Below are 23,950 nucleotides of genomic sequence, written 5' to 3' on the forward strand. Positions count from 1 at the left end.
TGACACATTAACGCTTCATTACGTCAAAGTATTTTACTATAATTCGTGAAAAAATGGTATACCCGCTCCCATGTTTTACGTTCCCCCGGTGCCAGGTTCACCTCAATAAACATTTCCGGGGAAATGACATGCCCCTCGCCCCAAACCGCCGCGGACGACACCGGAAATTGGCTGAGTTCGCGAACCCCTGCACCGCTCGGGAGATGAAGGAGCTCCCACATCCAAGGGTTCCGCCGTCCGTCAAAGCCGGGGAGCCGGAAATAGAACGGTTTGTCCGGCGTCCGGCTCCACCTGACTTCCCCCGCGCCAAACACAAGTCCTGCCATGGTCTCTTCCCTGTCGGCCCAAGGGGCCGGTTCAAACGGAAATTTCAATATATATTCCGGCCCTACCGGCCGATGATCAATGCCAAAGAAATTATGGCAGTATTCCTCGGTGTAAATAGGCTCTTTCCCGACATTATGAAGCTCGTATCGCACCGTCAGCCGATCCCCTTCGATCGCCACGGTTTTAAACTGCCTGACGGCATACCCCCGGCAGTCTTCGGGCTGCACCCGAAAACGCACCAGGTTTAGGCTTGCCTCTTCGACCTCCACCTCAAAAGGACTCACCGGATACTCTTCGAAGAACCGGTATTCGCAGTCGGTAAGCCGGGTGAGCAGGCCGACTCCGAGCTTGGGGAACTGCCCGCCGACGGGGGTCTCGCTGAAGCCGGGCGGTTTATCGATGCCGAATTCACTGCATAATCCCGCCCCGCCGGTGCCTTTGCCGGGAACCGGACTCTCCGGCACACAAAAAGAATGCTTCCCTTCCAGCAAAGTAACCTCAGTAATGAACCCGCTCCAGTCGAAGCGGGCCCCACGGTATTGCTCGCCTACGCCTGCGATATGCACGGCGAGCTTCTCGTTCTTTAATTGATAACCCATGCTCTTGTACTTCCTTTCATCATTACCCCGCCGACATTGACCCGTCCGACGCCGATCCGCCGACCCGTCGATTCAACGGCCCAAAACAATTTCGATCCGATGCGTCGGCCCCGCCGTCAGCCCCTCGATGAGCGAACGGCTCAGCAAGAGTCCGTCTTCCGGCTTCTCGCTTACGCCCGCCAGCGGCTCCCCGTCCAGCGTCGCCTCCTTGATCCGGTAGTCGCCATACTCGGCGCCATCCGGATTCACATAAACAACCTCCAGCATCCGGCCCGCAAACAAGGTTTCAACGGAAGCTTTGCCGTCCGCGTCAAATTGTTCCTTCGTCAGCTTCGGCTGCAGCAGCAGGTCACCGTAGCGGCCCTTAACGCCGAATACTTCGGTGAGCTCGGTCAGCAGCAGCCAGCTGGCCGATCCCGTCAGGTACGTGTACATGCCCCGTCCCTTCTCATTGATGTATTCCGGTATCCCCGGATACATACGGCTGCGTTCAAAGTCAGCGGACAGCTTGCGGATGGACTCCAACACTTCGAATCCCTCCTTGACGAAACCACGCTTATACAGCGCGTTTCCGTACATGACCGTCATATGGCTGAACATCGCGCCGTTCTCCTTATGTCCGAAGGCAAAGCCGAACGCCCGCCCCAGGTTCTGCTGAATGCCGCCGAAACGGGAGTTCAGACGGTAACCGATGTTTTCGTCCTTCAAATAACGGTTTACGGACGCCGTGATTTTACCGACCTGTTCATCGGTGGCCACGCCGCCCATGATGCCGAACACCTGGCCGGTCAAGGTCATGCGGACGCCATCGGGATGGTCGCCCTCCACCCGCTCGGCATCGTCATTGTAATAGCCGTTGAACCATTCGTAGCCTTCCTTGCTTGTGATCCACTCGTTCCGGCGCAGATGCCCGATCATCCACTCAGCTTTCCTTTTCAAATCCTCGGCTGCCCGAAGGATGTCCAGCTTCGCCTTCGTCCCCGAGACACACTGACCGACCATTCCAAAATAGCGGTCCAGAAGCGCCCGCTTATCGTCAATGTTATCGTAGGATACCGGAGCGGCGGATAAGGTGTCGAACAAAACGGCCATTTCCTCGGCGATTTCAATGGACGATTGCCCCGATTTACGGTGCAGCGCAAGCAGCAGTTCGGACAGCGCCATCAGGTTGCTGGCGTAAAAGGCGGTGAACGCCACGCTCTCCCCGCGGTTCGGGGCCAGGTCCAGCCCGTCGTTCCAGTCCGCGCCCTCCAGCAAGATGTTGCCGTGAGCTCCGACATGGAAGAACGGGGTCATATTTTGCAGCAAGATATGCTCGAGAATCGTTCCCTCATAGACTTTGCCGTTCCGGGTCAGCAGCTTGTTCCCTTGCTCCGGAGTCCAGGACAGATCCCTCTCCTTACAGCGTCCGGTAAACATGTCGCGGAAATACGTCTGCGTCTGCAGCAGCAGTTCCAAATCCCCGCTCTGGTGGATGTAGAGCAGAGTCGTCAGCAGCGGCCAGGCCCCGTGATCCATCCAGACGCGCGGGATGTTGTTGCGGTCCGCCACGAACTCGCCGGGCTTCGAGCCTATGATCGTTGCGTTGCTGCCGTCAATCCGCACCCCCGCATAATTGTTCAGCAGCAGATGTCTGACCTCCTCGGGCTCCATCACCATCAAGGCCAGACAATCCTGCCATAAATCGCGCCAGCCCCGGCCGCCGCGTCCGTAATCGTGATACGGCAGAAAAGAGTTCCCGTAGAGCCGGCGCAGGATCGGCTGCAGCGTCACCCATTTCATCCATAGATCGTGCTGCTTGTCGCCTGTGTGGAAAGAAACGGTGTCCAGTTTTTTTGTCCAGAATTCACGATTTTGTTCAAGCAATTCGTCAAAACGGGCTTCGGACAAATAATCTCCGGCAATTCTTGCCCGGTCGATCCGGTCGTCGGAAATCAGCATCGCGATTACATAAGATACCGATTGGCCGGGTACAAGCTCCGCCGGTTCAAAGCGAAGCGCGCCGGTCGCCTCGTAACCCTCCAAGGCCTCGTCGGGGCCGACCGGCGGCTTCAAATTGCACACGACGGCCTGCGGCCAATCCAGTGCGCCCCCTTCGCCGATAAACTCTTCCGTTTCCGGAAAAAATCCGCAAGGGGCCTGCCCGTTTCCGGTTGCCCCCATGACGCTGTAAGTCACTTTGTTTATCCGATGGCCCCGCTCATCGAACGATAGGGCCGGCTGCACCTCAATCCCGTGCCGGGACGTAAAGACCCGGTGCAGCAAGGAGGTGACATGCCGGTGGTCGCGGAGGTCATCCGCCGAGCGGCCGTAAACCGGGATCGCCGCCGTCGGCGTGAGGTGAAGGGGATTACGGCCTGTATTTGTAAGGGTTACCTTCATCAGCTCAATTTTGTCGTCCGTCACCGGGACAAAATTGACCGTTTCCGCCCGGAGGCCCGCCTCCGCGTGCTCCCGGGTCAACTTATGCCACAGAAAACCGGCTTCCAGCCTACTTGTTTCCTCCGTTCCCGAAAAAACAGCCGCGTTTTGCTTCGCCGAATTTCCGCAGGCGGACCAAGCCCCGAAGCCGTCCACAAAGACCCAGAAATTCCGCGAAGCCTTGGAATTATGCAGGTCCATCACCGATACGGGCTCCATCAGAAAAGTGTTGTGCCCCGACGTGATCTCCCCGTGAAGATTCGGCGTGACTGACGACATCATTCCCGCTTCGTTGACCAGCGGAAAATACAAGGAACTGCTTCTTTCCGGCTGATCCAGTTTGAATTCTCCGTTTTCACCATAAAACATCCAGCTTTTCGTAGTCATGCGGACTTCCTCTCCCTATAACTTCCGTTTATTATTATATTCTCATATATTAGGACTTCACGGCCCCGGCCAGCGCACCATCCACCAGATATTTCTGAATAAACGTGTACAGGACGATGAGCGGCGCCGCCACAATCGTAATCCCGCAAGCCAGAAGCGGCCAGTTGTTGCCGTACTGTCCCTTGAATTCCTTAAGCCCGAACGTAATCGGATAATTCGCCTTGCTCGGCAAATACATGATCGGTCCGACAAAATCATTCCAGATGCCGATCGCCGTAAGGATGACCCCCGTGGCAATCACCGGTTTCATCAGCGGCATAATAATTTGCAGCAGGTAACGGAAATAACCCGATCCGTCGATGCCGGCCGCTTCGTCCAATTCCCGGCTGATCGATTTGATATAACCGACGAACATCATAAACACGACCCCCGTTCCGGTCGTCTTGAGAATGATATAGCCAAGCTTGGTGTCGTAACCGAAAAACTCCAGGCTGTCCTTGAACGTCAGCATCAATTTATACTGGGCGACCATCGGGTTCGGCAAAAATTGCGACAGCAGGAAAAACAAATAGATGAATCCGCTCCATTTCACATAGTTCCGCGCCACCGGGAAAGCTCCCAGCAAGGAAACGAGTATGGTCAATACCGTCGCGATTCCGGTGTAGATCACGCTGTTGAAAAAGTAGCCTGCAAAGTTCCCTTCCGTCCAGGCGGTTACATAGTTGCTCCACTGAATATCCTTGACGAATCCGATCGGGTTCAGCAAGTACTCGGGGTAGGACTTAAGAGATACGTTCAGCACTAGGATTAACGGAATGATATAAAGCACAAGCAGGACCGCGATTACGGCATAAGAGAGTGTAGTAAACGATCTGGAATTTTTCATGGTTATTGCTCCACCTCTCTTTTGCGCATCTGTTTCACGGCGACCACGACAAAGGCGAGAATGATCAGGAACTGGACGACCGAAAGCGCAGAAGGAAGACCCATTTCCAGACTGCCTCGGAACGTCTCCTTATACACATCGTAAGCCATCGTTCTCGTGTTGAATCTTCCGTCCGTCGTCGCCAGAATGATGTCGAACGTCGACATCGCCCCGATGATCGACAGCAGCATATTGACCGTAAAGGACGGAGCGATCAAAGGGAAGGTGATATGGCGGAAGGATTGCCATTTGGTCGTCCCGTCGATATATCCGGCTTCGTACAGATCTTTCGGCACGGATTGCAGCCCGGCCAGGAAGATAAGCATGGAATAACCCATATACATCCAGATTTGCACAAATATAATATAACCGAACGCATGCGTAAAGCTGGAGAAAAACATATCCTTATATCCGAACAGCCAATCGTACAGCATGTTTACCGGTCCGCTGAGCGGGTCGAACATCATGCCCCAGATCAGGGCGACAACGGCAACCCCGAGCACAACCGGCAGAAAAAAGACGGCCCGGTAGAAATAGTCGCCGCGCAGGCGCTGATTAATCAGCACCGCCACAAATAAGGCCACGCCGTTCTGCACGATCGTGACAACAAACATGAAGATCAATGTATTTAGAATGGAGCGCCAGCGCTCTCCAGAGTTTCCGGCAAAAAACAAATCGTAATAATTGTCCAAACCCACGAATTTCATCGAGCTTCCGGGAATGTTCTTCACATCGGTAAAAGAGTAAATCACCGTCATCATGGACGGTCCAAAATAAAAAATCAGATATAACCCCAAAGGGATCAAAAGCAGCAAAAACGGCACATATCTGGAGAAGCCTTTGCCAAATGGATACATCTCTCTCACCTCACAGATCCAATCGTTTAAATGAAGCCGGGGTCTGCCTGCGCAGACCCCGAGGGCAGTAATGTTCTTCTTTGGGTTTACTTAAAGCTTCCTTATTTCGGAGCCGAAGCTTCCCATTCTTTTTGTTGAACATCCGCGAGCTCTTTCGCCGACTGGAATTCGCCGCCGGGCGCAAGGTATTCGGTATGCACGCCCTCCGCAGCCAAATGCTCGCCGACATTTTCGCGGTTGATCATCAGAATTTCGTAAGCCAATTCGAAATCGCCGAGATACGGAGCGATTTCGTTGTCGATAAACTCGCTTTCCGTTGCGATATTGTCCTGGGTCGGGATAAAGCCGGCCGCTTTGACGAATTTGGTATAGTTTTCAGGCTGGGAGAAGAACTCCATCCATTTCAGAGCGCCTTCCTTGTTCGGTCCCTTCTCGGCCACATACCAGGTTACGTCATACTTACCGACGAAAGAGGAATTCTTCGCCGCATCTTCGGTCGCCGGAACCGGGAAATAACCGAATTTCAGATCCGGATTCGCTGTGGCGATCGTCGGCGCATCCCAGGACCCGTCCGCCAGCATCGCGACTTTGCCGGTTGCGAAGATGGACGGGGCCGAAGCGTAGTCGATCCCCATGAAGCCGTCGATCATATAATTGTCTTGCAAGGTTTTCATCTTCTCGAGCACTTCCACGGCTTCGGCGTCATTGTACGCGGTTTCGCCCTTCCATACGCCTTCGATCCATTTCTGCTGATCGCCGCCGCCCAGTATTTTCGCTTGCAGCGCAAATACCGGCAGTTTCAAAGGCCATACGTCTTTACCCGCCACGCCGATCGGCGTAATGCCCTTCACTTTCAAATCTTCGCAAAGCTTAATGAATTCGGACCAGGTTTGAGGTACGCTAAGGCCGTTGTCTTCGAAAATTTGCTTGTTGTAGAACAATCCGGACATCGCGACTTTCCCCGTTGGAATCGCATACACTTTATCGTTATAAGTTCCGGCTTGAGCGATGTCGTTGGCGTTCCAGTTTTTCACGAACGATTGATCGGACAAATCGGCGATCAGTCCGGAATCGATCCATTGCTGCCAATCCGGTACTTTCGCGCCGGGCGTCCAGTCTTTCGGCGAAAGTCTCATTCCGGACAAGTCGGCCATAATATCGACGTCGTTAGCCGTAATTCTCGCTCTTTGCGCTTGTTTATACTCGTCGTCCGGCCCTGTCGTCGTATATTCAATGGTGTACTCAGGATATTTCTCCATAAACGCGGCGTTGATTTCTTCCATCGCTTTGTTGATGTTTTCTTGCTTCCAGTGAAGAATTTTCACGACCTTTTTGTCGCCGGCGGTTTTGCTCCCCGCGCCTTCATTCCCGGTGGCCGCGCCCCCTCCGTTGTTGTTGCCGCCGCCGCATGCCGCCAGGCTGAGCGTCAGAGCCCCGGTCAGCACCAAGGCCGTTATTTTCTTGATCATTTTGTTACCCCCTACTTTTGTAAATTAATGACGTCCGGCCTTCTGTCGATCTTTCACGTGCTTCATTTCCGGCGAAACATCATTTTATCAAAATTTTCGTAAATTTTCGCCAGAATACTATTATTAACTAAAAATCACCGAAAGCGGTTTCGTCGAACACATTATGGCATGGATTTCCTGCCTTGTAAAGACCTTTTTTCAATAAAGCTACCCGCTATTAAATACCGCTTTTCCTTCTACAGGCTGTCTTTCGCTCCCCTCCTTGCCCGACAAGGCCTCTTTTTTATTACGCGGCTGCGGTTTATCATTGACTTGCAAAAAATAGACATGTAAACTTGTATTACGAAAATAGTTTCGTAAAAGAATAGACCTTGAAACAAGCTAGTCCCAATAGAGGAGGACGCCACCTTGTCGGTAAATATTAAAACGATCGCGAAAATGGCGGGGGTTTCGGTCTCGACCGTTTCAAAGATCATGAACAACTATAGCGATATTTCGGAAGATACAAGAACGAAAGTGCTCGAAATTATGAAGCAGACGGGTTATGTCCCGTCCAATTCGGCGAAAACGCTGGCCACCAAGAAATCGAATTTGATCGGCGTCATTTTCGCCGGCAAGCTGAACATCGATTTCACCCATCCTTTTTTTATCGAGGTATTGAACTCTTTTAAGAAGCAAATGGGCTTTTTGGGATACGACCTACTCTTCTTCTCGAACGAGAAATCGCATGCCCTGGACGGAGATTATTTGGCAAGATGCCGGCATTTCAATGTGGACGGGTGCATCATTGTCACGGGACAGCAGGTGGAGCCCTCCATCAGCGAGCTGGATTATAGCGAAATCCCCTGCATCGGGGTCGATATCGAGTTGAAAGGCCGGAGCTCCGGGTACATTATGTCGGACAATTACAAAATGTCCTATAAAGTGGTCGAGCATTTCTATCTGCAGGGATATCGCGAGCTCGGCTACATCGGCAGCACGCTCGAATCGGACATTTCAAATACCAGGGAAAAGGGATACAAAGATGCGATCGAAAGCTTCGGGTTGGCGGTGAACGAAAATTGGTTCATCAACGGGGATAATTTCTTTGAGGAGAGCGGCTATGAAGCGATCAACAAAATGATCGCCGCAGACCGCATGCCGCAGGCCGTATTCGCCGCTTCCGACCTTCTTGCGATCGGAGCCATGCGCGCACTGAAGGAGCATCAGCTTCGGGTTCCTCAGGACGTGGCGATCATCGGTTGCGACGATATCGAAGCATGCAAGTACACGACGCCCGCATTATCGACGATCCGGCAAAACAAGGACAAGATCGGCCGGCTCGCCGCTTCGCTGCTCTTCGACCTGATCAACACGCAATCCGAAACGAGCAATGTGGTCGTCGAGCCCGAACTGGTCATCCGCGAATCCTGCGGGAGCCGGCTAAAAGAATAAAGCAGCCGAATCAAAAAGGGCCGCGTCTTAAGCAAGTAGCGCTTGCTTAAAGACGCGGCCTTTCTTCGGTCGTTTATTTGATTTACGCCGGCTTACAGATCGTAGTACAATCCGAACTCGTACGGGTGTACGCGGGTAGCGACCGATCTGGCTTCCGCACGCTTGAATTCTACGAAGTTATCGATGAATGCCTTCGTGAATACCCCGCCCTCGGTCAGGAATTCGTAATCGGATTCCAGAGCGTTCAGCGCTTCGTCGAGCGAACCCGGCACGCTGCGGATGCCGGCTTTCTCTTCGTTGGACAGTTCATAAATGTTCTTGTCGTACGGGCCATAGCCTTCTTTTCTCGGGTCGATTTTGCGTTTGATGCCGTCAAGACCAGCCATCAGCATAGCCGAGAATGCAAGGTATGGGTTCGCCGTCGAGTCCGGAGTCCGGAATTCGATCCGGCAGCCCTTCGGCGTAACGGCCGCAACCGGAATCCGTACGGCGGCCGAACGGTTACCCTTGGAATAAACCAGGTTGACCGGAGCTTCATAACCCGGCACCAGGCGTTTAAACGAGTTCGTGCTCGGATTCGTAAACGCGATAATCGCCGGAGCATGGTACAAAATACCGCCGATGTAATGCAGCGCCGTCTCGCTCAGGTTGGCGTATGCGCCTTTTTCGTAGAACAAAGGAGTGTCGCCGTTGAAGATCGATTGGTGCACGTGCATCCCGCTGCCGTTGTCGCCGAAGAGCGGCTTAGGCATGAAGGTTGCCGTTTTGCCGAATTGGAGCGCCGTGTTGTGCACGATATATTTGTAAACCATCAGATTGTCGGCGGTTTTGAGCAATGTGTCGAAACGGAAATTGATTTCCGCTTGGCCCGCGGTCGCTACTTCGTGGTGATGACGCTCCACGCGGATGCCCGCTTCCTCCAGCAAACGGCACATTTCGCTGCGGATATCCTGCTGTTTGTCGGTCGGAGCTACCGGAACATAGCCGCTTTTCACCGGAATTTTGTACCCGAGGTTGCCGCCCTCTTCGGAACGTCCCGTGTTCCAGATCGCTTCTTCGGAATCTACCGAGTAGAAGGTTTTGTTCATGCCGTTTTCGAAACGGACATCGTCAAAGATGAAGAACTCGGACTCCGGCGCGAAGAACGCCGCGGTGCCGACTCCGCTTGCCTTCAGGTATTCTTCGGCGCGAACCGCGATGCTGCGCGGGTCTCTCTCGTATCTATCGCCGTCCGGCGTATAAATGTCGCAAAATACGTTCAATGTCGGATGCGCGGTGAAGGGATCCACGAATACCGAACCGTGGTCCGGCATCATAACCATATCGGATTCTTCGATTCCGCGGAAGCCTGGAATAGAAGAACCGTCAAAAGCTACTCCGTTCGTAAACGTCTCCTCATCAACCTCTTTGGCCGGAACAGTAATGTGATGTGCGCGACCGGACAAGTCAACAAAACGAAAATCGACCCACTCAATTTGCTTTTCCTGAATTGTTTTCATAACCAACTCTGCTGACATAATGACTTCCTCCCCAAATCACGAACATTAAAACTATTAATCGGTTTAACGTTCATCCTTTTTGTTTATACTGACGTCATTATAGAACCGTGAAGGAATGCCGTCAATAGTTATGTAAGGTATTTTTATATCTGATGTAAGGTATTATTACGCAGAGTACAAATTAATCGACAAAAAGTATAAAAGCCCTCCCATTTTGAAGTGGAAGGGCCTGTATATGATAGGAAATCTCTGGAATTCTTAAATTTGCACCGCCGCTTTCGGCGTGTCAAAGCGTTTGCCGACGAGCGGCGCCAGCTTCTCCAAATCTCGGAGCAACGCAGCGAACTGGTCGGGGAACAGGGATTGCACGCCGTCGCCGGTCATCGAATTGTCCGGATCGGTATGCATCTCGATAATGAGTCCGTCCGCGCCTGCGGCCACGGAGGCTTTGGTCATAGGCTCTACAAGCTCGCGGCGTCCCGTCCCGTGGCTCGGGTCGGAGATGACCGGCAGATGGCTCAGGTTTTGCAACACCGGAATCGCCGACAAGTCGAGTGTATTGCGTGTGTAGGTCTCAAACGTGCGGATTCCGCGTTCGCACAGCATAACGTTCGGATTTCCGCCGGCCAGGATGTACTCGGCCGCATTCAAGAATTCGTCGTAGGTGGCGCTGAAGCCTCTTTTAAGTAAAACCGGTTTGTTAACGGTGCCGAGTTTGCGCAGCAAATCGAAATTTTGCATGTTCCGCGTTCCTACTTGCAAAATATCCGCATATTCGGCGCACACGTCGACATACTCCGGCGTCATGACCTCCGTAATCGTCAGCAGGCCGTGTTTCTTGCCCGCTTCTGCCATCATGACCAAACCTTCCACTCCGATGCCCTGGAAGCTGTACGGACCCGTCCGGGGCTTAAAGGCGCCCCCGCGCAGCACTTGGCCGCCGGCGGCCTTGACCAGGGCGGCAATTTCGTCGATTTGCTGCGGAGATTCCACGGCGCAAGGTCCGCCCATGACCACCAGCTCCCCGCCGCCGATCTTGACGTCGCCGATGTTGATGACGGTATCTTCCGGGTGGAAGTCACGGCTGGCCAATTTGTATGATTTCGAAATTTTGATCACATTTTCCACGTCTTTCATTTGCCGCAAATGCTCCGCCAGCTTCGGTTCGATCACGCCGATCAGCCCGATCACCGTCCGGTCCTTGCCGCGCGACAGATGCACTTGCACCCCTTCTTTTTCAATAACGGCGATAATCTCCTGCAACCGCTCCTCGGGGGTTTGATTGGAAGTAATCACGATCATGATCTTGTTCATCCTCTCTGGTATTATATATACATATTTACTATTTCACTTGAACGCTTGTTCGCTTTTAAGCTTTTATCCATTAAAGTAAATATAACGGATCATGTCTCTCGCGTCAAGCCCTAACCGGCTTTATATTTCTATGTATCCGGGCCGGCAACCGTGTTAAAAAAAAAGAAAACCGGGAGCTCTGCTCCCGGCTTCCTTTACTGGCTCCTGTGCGATCCTTATCTGCCCACAAACTCTTGGGCCCAGTAGCCGTTATAGTACCCGACGCCGATCAGCGTGTAATTGGCGTTCAGGATATTGGCCCGATGGCCTTCGCTGTTCATCCAGGCGTTCACGACATCGGCCGGAGTCTTTTGACCCATCGCGATATTCTCGCCCGCATAACTGTAGCTGATGCCGAACTGGCTCATCATTTGAAACGGAGAGCCATAAGTCGGGGAAGTATGGTCAAAATAGTTGTTTTGACTCATATCTTTCGCCTTGGCCAAAGCCATGTTGTTCAGTTCCTCGTCAGCGGCAAGCGGCTTCAGGCCCTGTTTTGCACGTTCCTGATTGACCAGGTTGATTACCTCGGCGGCAAACTCCGACCCGGCGTTTAATGTACCTTGTTGAGTGTTGGAACCGGAGTTATCCGACGTACCGGTATTGCCGGAATTGTTGGTATTGCCGGAATTGGCCGAGTCATCGGCGTTGGCTGAATCATCCGATGCGTTCGAGTTCGAGTCATCCGTCACAGCGGAATCGTCACCGTTGTTCGCGTCATCGGAAACATTGGAATTATCGGTATTGCCGGTTTCATCGGTTGTTGAATTTTGATTATTGTCATTTTGCTGAGCATTGTCTTGGGAATCGCCGGTTTGATCCGTCCCTTTTTGCGGCGTGCCGTTATTGCCGCCCGGGAATTGTATATTTCCGTTCTGTCCGTTCTGTACCGGAAGCTGTTTGAAGATCTGTTCCCACGGAATCGAATTGAAAATATTCTTCCAGTAAGAGTTTGCATCATTCGCGGAAGAGTCGGATCCAGCCGCCGATGCCGAAGTAGGCAGGATAAGACCTGCGGCCAAAAGGGCGGTCAACCCGCCTGTAATCAGACGTTTCTTCATTGGGTTTGTTCTCATCATGTCATCTCCTTGGTCGCTGTAATAGAAGTTTAGAAGAACAAAGGTAACAATTTTGTAACTCTTTCTTCTATTAGGAGTATAACATGAATCAACTAGAGAGTGACCCCTCAAAACCTGGCAAAATGCTAGTGGGCCGGAAAATCACCCGTCATTACCCAGCCAGCAAAAAACCGCCCCTTTGACAGCGATCAAAAGGGCGGTTATGTGCGTTGTAATTACTTATGAACTTCATCCGGCTTGCCTTTGGCGGCAGCCTTCACCGGCGGCAGCAGCTTGTTCATGTTGACCGTGCGTACGATCTCCCAAGTCGCCGGATTCTCCGGATCGTACTGCTCCAGGTAGGCGATAACTTCCTTCGTGATCGGCGTCGGCGTTGAAGCGCCGGATGTCACCGCCACTTTCGAAATGCCCTGCAGCCACTCGCGGTTCAGCTCGGTAACGTCGGCAATCCGGTAAGCCTTCACGCCGGCGATCTCTTCGGAGACTTGGGCGAGCCGGTTCGAGTTGTTGCTGCGCGGATCGCCGACGACGATGACCAGGTCCGCCTGTCCCGCCTGCTCGGCAACGGCTTCCTGGCGTACCTGCGTCGCCAGGCAGATCTCGTTATGCACTTCGGCTCCCGGGAACTTCTCCAGCAATTTTTTCATAATATGCTTGATATCCCATTGGCTCATCGTCGTCTGATTCGTGATCACGATCCTGTCCGAGGCGACCTCGAGGTCCGCGATCTCCTCTTCCTTCTCGATCAGGTGCACCCGATCGGGGGCGACCCCTACGGCTCCTTCGGGCTCGGGATGGCCTTTCTTGCCGATATAGATGACTTCATAGCCATCGGCAACCTTCTCCTCGATCAGGACATGCGTCTTTGTGACGTCCGGACAGGTCGCGTCCACCGTAGTCAGACCTTTGTCCCGGGCCAGCTTGCGTACTTCCGGCGAGACGCCGTGAGCGGTAAAAATCACCGTTCCGCTCTCCACCTGCTGCAGAATCTCCATCCGGTTCGGGCCATCCAGTGTGATGATGCCCTCATCCTCGAATGAATTTGTGACATGACTGTTATGCACGATCATGCCCAGTATATAGATCGGGCGCGGTAAATCGAGGTTTTTGGCCGCCTGTCTGGCGAGCACCATGGCGTCGACTACCCCGTAGCAATATCCGCGCGGCGAGATTTTAATCACTTCCATCGTATCTTTCCCCGCTTTCTGGTTCCCTGTCATCCCTGCGGGAGGGAACTTACTCTATTATAGCTTATTCCGGCAGGGCGTTAAAGACGGCCGGGAGCCAGATCACGAAGGTGGTTCCTTCGCCGAGCTTGGTCATAACCTCGACCGATCCGCCGTGCTCGTCGATAATCCATTTGGCGATCGACAAGCCAAGCCCGGTGCCGGGCGTTACGCCGCGGGACGGATCCGCCCGGTAGAATCGCTCGAAAATATGCGGAACCTCGCTCTTGTCCATACCGATGCCGGTATCGGAAATGCGGATCCCGGTCTGGCTGCCCGCCCGGACGGCATCGATGGTCACACTGCCCCGGGGAGTATATTTGAAAGCATTCTCGATGAAAATAAACAGCATTTGCTGCAAATAATCTTTGCTTCCGTTTACTGTGGCTCCTTCGAGCGCCCGCAGGTCGCCCTGAACCCAGGTTGCTTCGCGGGGAAGGAATTGCGCCCTGCGGATCACTTCCTCCACCAGCGGGGCGAGCGGCACCGTCTCCTTGGCAATCGTCTGCCCCATGTCGGCGCGGGCCAGGGACAGCATATCGCTCACCAGCCGGCTCATCCGCCGCGACTCGTCCGAAATATCGCTGATCGCCTCCAGCGATAAATTGCGCAGTTCCTCTTCACCCATCTTCGGATTCGCGCCCTCATCGCCGGACCAGACCTTTTTGAGCAGATCGACGTTGCCGCGGATTGTAGTGAGCGGAGTCCGCAGCTCATGGGAGGCATCGGATACGAACCTCCGCTGCGCGGAATAGGCTTCATCCAGCTCGGTATAGAAGCTTTCCGTACGCGCCAGCATATTGTTGACCGTGCCGATCAATTGGCCGATTTCGTCGTTGGGGCCGTCGTAGTCGATCCGCACGCTGAGGTCGTTCCCGGTCTGAATCCCGTTCGCCGCCTCGATGACCTTGCCGATCGGGGCTATCGATTTACGGGCCAGGAACAGGCCGAACGTGCTGGCCACCAGTATCGTAAACAAAGACCCGGTCAGCAGCAACGATTTCATTCGTTCCATCAGCCGGTCCTCGGCACCAGTGTAAGCCGCGAGTTGTACCAGGCCGATCACCTGGTTGTTCAGGCTTACCGGAAGCTGGTACAGCAAGAAGGAATAGTTCTTGATCTGAATCGTTTGAAAACCGCTGATCTTATCTACTTTGTCCGGATCCGGCACCGGGAACTGCAGCCCCCGGTCAAGCAGGTTCTGGGAATACCGGGTGGAGCCGCTCGTAAAATTATGAATCTGGACATACAGCTGCGCATCCTCTAGCCGCTGCGCCTGCAGCGGATCGAGGTAGAGATCGAGACCTTGGGAAATGCTGAAGCTCTGCGTGTTTTTGATGCGTACCGCCTGCTCCTGCAGCCGGGTTTTCACTTCCTCGTATGTGTAATATCTCGCAATCCCGTAAATCATACCGCTGAACAGAATAAGCGTTACGGCCAGGATCCCCGAGTACCATGCGGTAAGCCGCCATCTGATCGACATTTCTAGGAGTCCCCTCTCAGTATATAGCCTGCGCCGCGGATCGTCTGAATGACCCGTTTGCCGCCGAACTCCTCCGTTTTTTGTCTCAGCATTGCGATATAGACTTCGAGGACATTCGACTCCCCGCTGTAATCGTAACCCCAAATTTTATCCATGATCTGGTCCCGGGTCAAAAGCCGCTTCGGATTTTGCATGAACAGATGCAGGAGATCGAATTCTTTCGCCGTCAGCTCCAGCCGCTGCCCGGACCGCAGTACTTCGCGAGAATCCATATCCATCACGATGTCCTCGAACGTCAGCCGATGCCCGCCGCCATCGTCGGCCGGTTCTTTCCGCCGCAGCAACGCGCGTACGCGGGCCAGTAGCTCCTCCAGCGCAAACGGCTTGACCAGGTAATCATCCGCTCCGATATCCAGCCCCTTGACCCGGTTCTCCACTTCGTCCTTGGCCGTCAGCATCAGCACAGGGACCGTGCTGCCTCCTTCACGAAGCCTGCGGCATACTTCGAAACCGTCGATTTGCGGCATCATCACATCCAAAATGATCAGATCCGGGTCGGCGGCAATGACCATGGATAAACCTTCCGCCCCGTTGCGGGCCGTATGCACTTCATATCCTTCAAAAGCCAAGCCGCGCCGCAGCATCGAGGTGATTTTCTCATCGTCATCGATGACCAAAATGGTCGATCTCACAATCTATCTCTCCTTTATCAAAGCGGACCCCACTTCTTATTCCGCTTCTCACGCTTCTCTTTTGTATTTTAGCAAAAAGCGCAGGGCTTTTCCGCATTGAACCTTAAAGGGAAAAGCCGTTCCATGTGCTTAAAAGGCGGCGGGACATGAGTGCCCTGCCGCCTTTTCGCTACGTGCCGACTATAATGTTCCGGTTACTCGATAAGGTTGCTGTATTCGTTCTTGTCGCCGATCTTGATTTTCAGATCCATTTTCTTGCCGTCGCGAACGATGTTAAATGTAACCTCTTTACCGACTTCCTGTGCCGAAATGTACTCGATTAACGCTTCCTTGGTGGCGTACGCCTTGCCGTCCGCACCGGTGATGATGTCGTACGGGCGCAGGTCCGCATTATAGGCCGGCGATTTGAAGACAATATTGGTTACAACCGAGCCTTCTTTCACGTCCGTACCCATTTGCTTGGCGACTTCATCCGACATCGTCATCAGGGTAGCGCCGATGAACGGAACCGGCTTCTTCGGAATTTCTTCGTTATTTTTCAGCTTGTCGAGCACTTCGCTAATCGTGCTGGTCGGAATCGCAAACCCGATCCCTTGCGCATCCGAGCTCACGGCCACGTTAATCCCGACGACTTCGCCGTTAAGATTCAGCAGCGGGCCGCCCGAGTTCCCGGGGTTGATCGAAGCGTCGGTTTGCAGCAAATGCTCGTATTCCCGGTCCGCTTCGCCGTTTTCGCCCTGGATGGTGATGCCGCCGCGTTCCTTGGCGCTCAGCACCCCTGCCGTGACGGTATGGTCAAAGCCTTGCGGGTTGCCGATGGCCACCAGCCATTCGCCGACTTGCGTGCTGTCGGAATCGCCGAGCGGAATCGTCGGGAAATTGCCGTCGCCTTCAATTTTCAATACGGCCAGGTCCAGCTCATAGCTTGTGCCGAGCACCTTGGCTTCGTAAGGCTTCTCGGTGCCCTGCACCGTAACCTGTACCACGTCGGCTTCGTGCACGACATGCTCGTTGGTCAGGATATACCCGGTTTTGTCAAAGATAAAACCGGAACCGATTCCCGTCGGCACCAATTGGTCGCCTCCCGAAGAGGAGCCTTGACCGCCGTTGCCCGATCCGCCGTAGCTGCCGTAATCGTCACCGAAGAAATAACGGTAGAACGGATCGCTACTGTACGGGTTCGAGCTGCCCGCGCTCTGCTTGCTCGATTTCACCAAAGTCTCGATCTTGACGACTGCGGGGCCCGCCTGCTCAACGACATTCGTCACATCCCCCGATTCCGTTACCGGGTACAAAGCCTGCGTCGCTTTGGAGGACGAACCGCTTTGCGTCCCTCCGCCGTTCGAGGTCGATGACGTTACCGCCGAAGCCGCCTGGTCCGGAGTAAACAGGTTCTCGCGGTCCGCAAAGTACATCGCTCCGCCCATAAGCAGCATGCCTGCCAGAACGCCGGCCATTACCGATTTGAAGGACGTTCTCTTCGGCGGTTTGTTGTTGAACTGCCAATTGCCGGATGTTTTGCCCGGTGCGGCGCTCTTCCCGTCCCCGTTGGCTCCGTTGGCTCCTCCGCCCAGTCCGCTCAGCGAATCGTAAGCCGTCGGAATCGGCCGGACCGGCTGAGGCTTCGTGATCTCGACCTCTTCGTGCTGCCCGCGATCGGAGGAATAACTTGTGCCGCCGCTGTTCTCGCCGTCCTTGCCGTACGATTGGAACGGCCCGTACGAATAATAATATGATGAGCCGGAACCTTCCGATTGCCGGGATCTTTCCGTGCTATTGTCATTGGAATTGTTGTTATGATTGTCATCCCCGAAAGGTTGACCCGATTTGAATCTTTCCTCATCCATGGTGATTAACCCTCCTTCCCCTGTCCGGCAGGGGTATCTTGTTTTCTTGTCTTTATTTTGTACTATAAACCTTAAGCGTACCTTAAAAACAATTAAAAAGAAGATAAAAGCAGAAAAGAGGGTTATTTAAAGATAATCCCGCAAAAAATTCCATACCCAAACGAACATTATTGGCGTTGGACCCAGCCCTGCCTGTGGGCGTATATCGCCAGCTGGGTCCGGTCTTCCAGCTCGCATTTCATCAGCAGATTGCTGACATGCGTCTTGACCGTCTTGGTGCTGATATGCAATTCCTCGGCGATGTCCTTGTTGCTCTTGCCCTCGGCAATCAGCAGCAGCACTTCCTTTTCCCGTTCGGTCATCCCGGATTTATCTCCCTGTACATTCCGCTGGCGCAGCCCCCGGGTCAAGGCTTGCGCGACATCGCCTGTCATTACGGGCATCCCGCGGTAAGCCCCCTGCAGCGCGTAAATCAGTTCTTCAGCCGACACCGTCTTCAGCACATAACTGACGGCACCCGATTCCACGGCCTGGACGACGAGCTCGTCTTCCAGAAAGCTGGTCAGAATCACGATTTTGATGCCTGGAAACCGGCTGAGCACTTCTTTGGTCGCCTCGGCTCCGTTCATGACCGGCATCATCAGGTCCATCAAAATAATATCCGGCTGGCCTTGCGATATGCCTTGTTCCAATAGCCGGACCGCTTCCTCCCCGTTTCCGGCTTCGGCGACAACCTCGAATCCCGGATCCAGCATCAAGTACGTTTTTAGCCCCATCCGTACCATCTCGTGGTCGTCCACGATCATCACTTTGATCGATTCGCTCATTCCCGTTCTCCCCTTTTGCTTTCCTCGAACTTCGGAATATGTACCCTGATCGTCGTACCGGCGCCGGGTTTGCTGATAATTTCGACGTGGCCGCCGAGCTTCTCCGCCCGTTCTTTCATCGTGGTGAGCCCGTAGGACCCCTGCTTCTGATAAGTGCTGCTGAACCCCTGGCCGTCGTCGCTGATGCTGAGCACCACTACCCGCGGACCCTCCCGCAGCGACAGGCTGACCAGCTTGGCCCCGGCGTGTTTGACGATATTCGCCATCGCCTCCTGGATGATCAAAAACAATTGGTGCTCCTTCGCCTCGGACATCTCGCCCGAAAGCTCCATATCCTTGATCCCCTTCAGCCCGTTCTGCCGGCAGTAGTCGGGGAACCACTGATCGAGCGCTTCGGCCAGCGTCTTGCCGACAAGCTCCATCGGCCGGAGCTGGGCGATCAGCGCCCGCATCTGCTTCTGAGCCGTATTGGACATCAAGATCAACTGGTTCATGACCGTATGCGCCTGCTGCTCGTTATTTTCCAGCACCTTGGGCAGCGAAGAGGCCGCCATATGAATCGCAAACAGCTGCTGGCTGACCGTATCGTGCAGATCGCGGGCCAGCCTCCGGCGTTCTTCCAGCACGGCCTTTTCCGCGGCCTGTTCCTTTTCGATCACTTCCTGCTCGCCGAACTGCTGCAGAAGCTGCATCTTTTTTTCCATCGCATCGGTCATATTGTTGAATTCCCGGTACAGCCCGGCAAAGGTTTGATCCGCCGTTTCCGGCATACGCACGGACAGATTTCCCTTGGCCACCTGCAGCATGTTCAGATGGAGCAGGTCGATCCGCCCCTGAATGCGGCGGCCGGCCACATAACCGATGATCAGCGCCACGGCAGCGACGGCCGCGATATTATAAACCCATATCCGAGGATTACGGATTACAATAACTCCGGCCGCGCTGCCGATATAAAGAGCTATCGCCCCCAAACCGCCCGTAAGCAGGAAGAAGAGCAACAGCTCCCATTTCGTATTTTTCAAGATCCGCTGCACGATCATAAGCTTAGCCCACCATGTTCACTTTCACGTCGCCGACAAATACGTTAACGACCAGCTTCACCCGCTTGCTGGCTTCATTATAATAAGGAGACTCCGCCTGGACATTGGTCATGAAGCCGCCCTCTTTCCGGCTCAGCACCTTCAAATCGCCGATAAAAGCGCTTGAAGAAGCGGAAATTCCGATATCCATATCCTCCGGAATAAACACCTTAACATCGCCGACGAATGAAGATACGTTAATTTTCGTCTCCCCGTACGGGATTTGCGCCTTCGTCAAATCGATGATCGTGTCGCCGATAAAATGAGAGATATTCATCGGATGCAGCTCGAAATAATCCTGCCCCAGATGGACATCGCCGATAAATCCCGATTTATTGAGCGTTTCCCGCTTGCCGCCGGACGCGCCGCCCGCTCCCATCCCGAACGAACCGTAATAGGATTTGTCGTGCTTGAATTTGGGTGGTGTATGATCTTCTTTCGGGGTCTTATTTTTCTCCATGTCACCAAAAATCGAATCCAGCGGCGACTCCATTTCCGGGAAATCATGAATCGGCGGAACCGGCGGAACCGGCGGAGCCTTAGGCGGAGGCGGGAACTCGGGTTCCTTCCACTGCTTCTTGCCGCTGGCCGGTTTAAACAGCACCCCGAGCCCGCCGATAATCAGCAGAACCGGGAAGAAAAATTTAAAGAAGTCGCCCGGCGACAACGAGATGTAATCGAGATTTCTGGCCAGAAAGTACCCGCCGATAATGATCAGTATGGCGTTGCCGAAGAAGCTTGAGCCTCTCCAATTACCGCTTGCGATTTGCGTTAGTCCCGCCAGGATCAGGAATACCGGCCAAAAGGTGGAAAACAGATACCCCAGGCTAAGATCCGTAATCCCGAGCTGGTTCAATAAAAACAGTACGCCGCAGCCGATCAGTACCAGTCCCCACAGGATGCGTCCCCATAATGCGCTTCTCATTGCAATTCCCTCCATCTTCAAACCTGTTTGATTGTATCCAGTTTAACGCAATCGGCATGGATGCAACAGCGGCGCGGGATGGAACCTTGTCTCGGTCTCCGGACGGAGTTGTTTTACATTTTATGTAAATAAAAGGACGCCTCCAACCACATTAGCGTGGAAAGAAGGCGTCTTCGATGTCATGTTATTGCTGATTTTGGGAGCCTTGGTTGGCTGCATTGCGGGAAGCCTTCGCTTTTTGAGCAACCGTCGCCATGGATTCTTCGGCAAACTCCTCATTGTACTTCTCGTTCGGTGTCTTATAGCCCGGAGAAGCTGCTGCCTTATTATTATTTTGTTTTGGCACGAGATTTCACCTCCCTTTGCATAAGGCGCCCATTGCCCGAGCGCCTGTTACGGGCCTTGATTGACGACCCATCAATTAATATGCTTTCGGGAAAAGTAAATTATGCGGCCAAATCAAATGATTTGATCCCAAACATTGTCAGGGATTTCCTTGCTGACCTCCATCACTTTGCCGAGCTTGCTCAGCATCGTTTCCGTCAGCTTGCCGTTTCCCTTGCGAATGACCTGGACCTCAACTTCCTTCTTGCCCCATTCTTTGAAAACCTGTTTGGTCGTAGCGAAATACAGATCGATCTTGTTGCCCTTGATCGCCGATCCTTTATCCGCCACAACGCCATACCCGTAGCCGGGAATATAAAGAATCGTTCCGATCGGAAAAACTTTTAAATCGGCGGCAATCGTCGATATCGTGTCTTTATCCCGGCGGACTTTCACCCCGGAATAAGTAATCCCGTATTGCGGATGATTGGGCCGCTTGCCTGTAGATTCGTAACCGGCCGTATAGCCCGTTGCCAGCACCTTTACCGTCTTATAACTTTTTGGAGCCGCTTTTTTCTGCTTTTCCTGGTTGTCCTTCCGCTCCAGAATCAGCGTCCGGGCCATGGCCAATTGCCTCGCCTTATCCGCTTCCGACTTCGACGCGAGCGCTTCCCGCAGGATTTGCTCCCGGTATTCATGATATACGTATTGGTCATATTGGTTTCTCAATAGGATTTGATCCTGATCGGCATGAATCTTGACATCATGCGCGATGCCTTGGATCAGGAAAACCGCCAGCGTAAAACTTACCGCGATTCTCCGCCACAAATTAAATTGGCGCATATGAAAACCTCCCCCTTATTCCGAAGGGTTTCCACATGCGCCGAAGTTTATACCTGATATTTATTTGCCGGTCAAAAGCCGGTTAAATTACGTGGTTGCGAATTTCGTCCTGCAAAAGCGCTAGCACCTCATCCAGCGCCTTCGCGCCGAGATCGCCCTCGCCGCGTTTACGGACGGAGACGGTGCCGCCGCTTTGCTCGTTTTCCCCGACTACGAACATGTAAGGAATCTTTTCGAGCTGCGCTTCGCGGATTTTGTAGCCGAGCTTCTCGTTGCGAAGATCGCTTTCCACGCGGATGCCGCCGGCGCGCAATTTATCTTCGACGGTGCGGGCATACTCGTCGAAGTTGCCGGATACTGGGATAACCTTGGCTTGAACCGGAGACAACCAGAGCGGCAAGTTGCCGGCAAAATTCTCCAGCAGGAAGGCGGTAAACCGTTCCATCGTGCCGAGGATGCCGCGGTGCAGCACAACCGGACGGTGTTTCTGACCGTCGTCGCCGACGTATTCCAGTTCGAAACGTTCCGGCAGCAGGAAGTCAATTTGGATAGTCGACAAAGTCTCTTCTTTGCCAAGCGCGGTTTTCACCTGTACATCCAGTTTCGGTCCATAGAAGGCCGCTTCGCCTTCGGCTTCAAAGAACGGCAGGCCCGCCTCTTCCACAACCTCGCGCAGCATGCGTTGAGCGGTGTTCCACATATTGTCGTCTTGGAAATATTTCTCCGTATCCTGCGGATCGCGGTAGGACAGGCGGAACCGGTATTCCTTAATGCCGAAATCGCTATATACCCGGTCGATCAAGGCAAGCACGCGTTTAAATTCGTCTTTGATCTGATCGAGACGGCAGAAAATATGCGCGTCATTCAGGGTCATGGAACGCACCCGGTGCAAGCCCGTCAATGCGCCGGACATTTCATAACGGTGCTGCATCCCCAACTCGGCGATGCGGATCGGCAGATCGCGGTAGCTCCGCAGATCGCTTTTGTAGACCATCATATGGTGCGGGCAGTTCATCGGACGGAGAATAAATTCCTCGTTATCGACCGTCATTTTCGGGAAAATATCGTCCTGATAATGATCCCAGTGGCCGGAGGTTTTATACAAATCGACGTTTCCGAGCACAGGAGTATAAACATGTTGATAACCGAGGCTTTCTTCGATATCGACGATATAACGCTCCAGTGTCCGGCGCAGCGTAGCGCCTTTAGGCAGCCAGATCGGCAGCCCTTGCCCGATGAGATTATTGAATGTGAAAATGCTGAGTTCCTTGCCCAGCTTGCGGTGGTCGCGCTTCTTCGCTTCCTCCAGCAGGCGCAGATGCTCGTCCAGATCGGCCTTTTTAAGGAACGCCGTTCCGTAAATCCGCTGCAGCATCTTGTTGTCGCTGTTGCCGCGCCAGTAAGCGCCGGCGACGCTGAGCAGCTTGAACACCTTGATTTTTCCGGTGGAAGGCAAGTGCGGCCCGCGACAAAGATCGAAAAATTCGCCTTGATCGTAGATAGAAATCACGCTGTCTTCCGGCAGATCGCGGATCAGTTCAAGCTTATACGGGTCGCCGAGCTCGGTGAAGATCGCCACCGCTTCCTCCCGGCTGACCTCCCGGCGGGTAATCGGCAGATTTTCGCCGATGATCCGTTCCATCTCTTTCTCGATCTTTTGCAAGTCTTCCGGATTGAGCGGATGCTCCAAATCCATATCGTAATAGAAGCCGTCTTCGATGACCGGACCGATGCCAAGCTTCACTTCCTTGTTGCCGAACAGCCGCTTCACCGCTTGCGCCATCAAATGGGCCGTGCTGTGACGCATAATTTCCAAACCGTCTTGGGAATCGAGCGTGATAATTTCCACTTTCGCGCCGTCTTCCAGCACCGTATTCAGATCCACCGCTTTATCGTTGATTTTTCCGGCTACCGCGTTTTTGCGCAGGCCGCTGCTGATGGAAGCCGCCACATCGGCGAGGTTGCTTCCTTCCGCATACTCCCGGACCGAGCCGTCCGGCAAAGATACCTTGATTGCCACTGTCTTTTCCTCCCTATAGTGATTATTGGCCCGGAAACGGACAACAAAAAAAGCCCGCCCCGGAAAGGGACGAGCGTTATTTACCCGTGGTTCCACCCTCATTCGGCGTACCTTGCCTTGACGCAAGGAACGACCCTTATTCGGCATTATGTAACGGCAATGAACCGGCGTTCCCTACTGTGGCCTTGACTTCACTGCCCAGGCTCTGGTTCGGGAGCGCAGCTACAAAGGGGTAAACCAAAACCGAAGCACAAGGGAATTTCAGCCGTGTTCCCTCTCTCTGCGGGTGTTCGCATTTCTGGTTCATGTCTTTGTCGACGCTTTTGCTTCAAAT

General features: G+C 53.6%; 19 protein-coding genes. 1 reads left to right on the forward strand and 18 read right to left on the reverse strand.

The window, feature by feature from the left end:
• Positions 1–23: 23 nt before the first annotated feature.
• From V3851_RS13640 to V3851_RS13660, 5 genes are all read right to left on the reverse strand, one after another.
• Positions 24–926, reverse strand: a complete 903-nt coding sequence (locus tag V3851_RS13640) for a hypothetical protein (protein WP_331847105.1) — start codon at positions 924–926, stop codon at positions 24–26.
• 72 nt (positions 927–998) lie between these two features.
• Positions 999–3,734, reverse strand: coding sequence for a GH36-type glycosyl hydrolase domain-containing protein (locus tag V3851_RS13645; RefSeq protein WP_331847106.1), 2,736 nt, complete (start codon positions 3,732–3,734; stop codon positions 999–1,001).
• A 49-nt stretch (positions 3,735–3,783) separates the two neighbouring features.
• Entirely contained in the window at positions 3,784–4,620 is an 837-nt protein-coding gene (locus V3851_RS13650) for a carbohydrate ABC transporter permease (RefSeq protein ID WP_331847107.1), read from the reverse strand.
• A gap of 2 nt (positions 4,621–4,622) precedes the next feature.
• Positions 4,623–5,516, reverse strand: coding sequence for a carbohydrate ABC transporter permease (locus V3851_RS13655; protein WP_331847108.1), 894 nt, complete (start codon positions 5,514–5,516; stop codon positions 4,623–4,625).
• Positions 5,517–5,617: 101 nt separating this feature from the next.
• Positions 5,618–6,985 (reverse strand): ABC transporter substrate-binding protein, encoded by a 1,368-nt coding sequence (locus V3851_RS13660; RefSeq protein ID WP_331847109.1) that lies wholly within the window; start codon positions 6,983–6,985, stop codon positions 5,618–5,620.
• Between the two features lie 438 nt (positions 6,986–7,423).
• Here V3851_RS13660 and V3851_RS13665 point away from each other — a divergent pair, with 438 nt between their 5' ends.
• Entirely contained in the window at positions 7,424–8,419 is a 996-nt protein-coding gene (locus V3851_RS13665; protein WP_414859317.1) for a LacI family DNA-binding transcriptional regulator, read from the forward strand.
• 92 nt (positions 8,420–8,511) lie between these two features.
• Here the strand turns inward: V3851_RS13665 and glnA are convergent, their stop codons facing one another.
• The 13 genes from glnA to thrS all read right to left on the reverse strand — a co-directional run bounded on the left by glnA (position 8,512) and on the right by thrS (position 23,616).
• Entirely contained in the window at positions 8,512–9,936 is a 1,425-nt protein-coding gene (gene glnA, locus V3851_RS13670) for a type I glutamate--ammonia ligase (protein ID WP_331847111.1), read from the reverse strand.
• Between the two features lie 240 nt (positions 9,937–10,176).
• Positions 10,177–11,220 (reverse strand): 3-deoxy-7-phosphoheptulonate synthase, encoded by a 1,044-nt coding sequence (gene aroF / locus V3851_RS13675; protein WP_331847112.1) that lies wholly within the window; start codon positions 11,218–11,220, stop codon positions 10,177–10,179.
• Positions 11,221–11,447: 227 nt separating this feature from the next.
• Positions 11,448–12,347 carry a CAP domain-containing protein gene (locus tag V3851_RS13680; RefSeq protein ID WP_331847113.1) on the reverse strand — a complete coding sequence of 300 codons (900 nt, stop codon included), beginning with the start codon at positions 12,345–12,347 and terminating at the stop codon, positions 11,448–11,450.
• A 218-nt stretch (positions 12,348–12,565) separates the two neighbouring features.
• A complete protein-coding gene (locus tag V3851_RS13685; protein WP_331847114.1) occupies positions 12,566–13,537 on the reverse strand; it encodes a 4-hydroxy-3-methylbut-2-enyl diphosphate reductase in 972 nt (323 codons plus the stop codon).
• Positions 13,538–13,601: 64 nt separating this feature from the next.
• Complete coding sequence (locus V3851_RS13690; RefSeq protein ID WP_331847115.1) at positions 13,602–15,059, reverse strand: sensor histidine kinase; 1,458 nt, start codon at positions 15,057–15,059, stop codon at positions 13,602–13,604.
• A gap of 2 nt (positions 15,060–15,061) precedes the next feature.
• Positions 15,062–15,751 carry a response regulator transcription factor gene (locus V3851_RS13695; protein ID WP_331847116.1) on the reverse strand — a complete coding sequence of 230 codons (690 nt, stop codon included), beginning with the start codon at positions 15,749–15,751 and terminating at the stop codon, positions 15,062–15,064.
• 194 nt (positions 15,752–15,945) lie between these two features.
• The gene (locus tag V3851_RS13700) at positions 15,946–17,598 is read right to left on the reverse strand and encodes a S1C family serine protease (protein WP_331847117.1); all 1,653 of its coding nucleotides are present in this window, start codon (positions 17,596–17,598) and stop codon (positions 15,946–15,948) included.
• A gap of 167 nt (positions 17,599–17,765) precedes the next feature.
• The gene (locus V3851_RS13705; protein WP_331847118.1) at positions 17,766–18,425 is read right to left on the reverse strand and encodes a response regulator transcription factor; all 660 of its coding nucleotides are present in this window, start codon (positions 18,423–18,425) and stop codon (positions 17,766–17,768) included.
• Positions 18,422–19,465 (reverse strand): sensor histidine kinase, encoded by a 1,044-nt coding sequence (locus tag V3851_RS13710; protein WP_331847119.1) that lies wholly within the window; start codon positions 19,463–19,465, stop codon positions 18,422–18,424. Before V3851_RS13710 ends, V3851_RS13705 begins: the two co-directional genes overlap by 4 nt.
• Positions 19,466–19,469: 4 nt before the next feature.
• On the reverse strand, positions 19,470–20,429 hold the full coding sequence (gene liaF, locus V3851_RS13715; RefSeq protein WP_331847120.1) for a cell wall-active antibiotics response protein LiaF: 960 nt from the start codon (positions 20,427–20,429) through the stop codon (positions 19,470–19,472).
• Positions 20,430–20,613: 184 nt separating this feature from the next.
• The gene (locus tag V3851_RS13720; protein WP_331847121.1) at positions 20,614–20,775 is read right to left on the reverse strand and encodes a hypothetical protein; all 162 of its coding nucleotides are present in this window, start codon (positions 20,773–20,775) and stop codon (positions 20,614–20,616) included.
• Between the two features lie 113 nt (positions 20,776–20,888).
• Positions 20,889–21,596, reverse strand: coding sequence for a 3D domain-containing protein (locus V3851_RS13725; protein WP_331847122.1), 708 nt, complete (start codon positions 21,594–21,596; stop codon positions 20,889–20,891).
• Positions 21,597–21,678: 82 nt separating this feature from the next.
• The gene (gene thrS / locus V3851_RS13730; protein WP_331847123.1) at positions 21,679–23,616 is read right to left on the reverse strand and encodes a threonine--tRNA ligase; all 1,938 of its coding nucleotides are present in this window, start codon (positions 23,614–23,616) and stop codon (positions 21,679–21,681) included.
• Between the last annotated feature and the right edge of the window lie 334 nt (positions 23,617–23,950).

This window comes from Paenibacillus haidiansis (genome assembly GCF_036553665.1).
In the GTDB taxonomy this organism is placed as follows: Bacteria; Bacillota; Bacilli; order Paenibacillales; family Paenibacillaceae; genus Fontibacillus; species Fontibacillus haidiansis.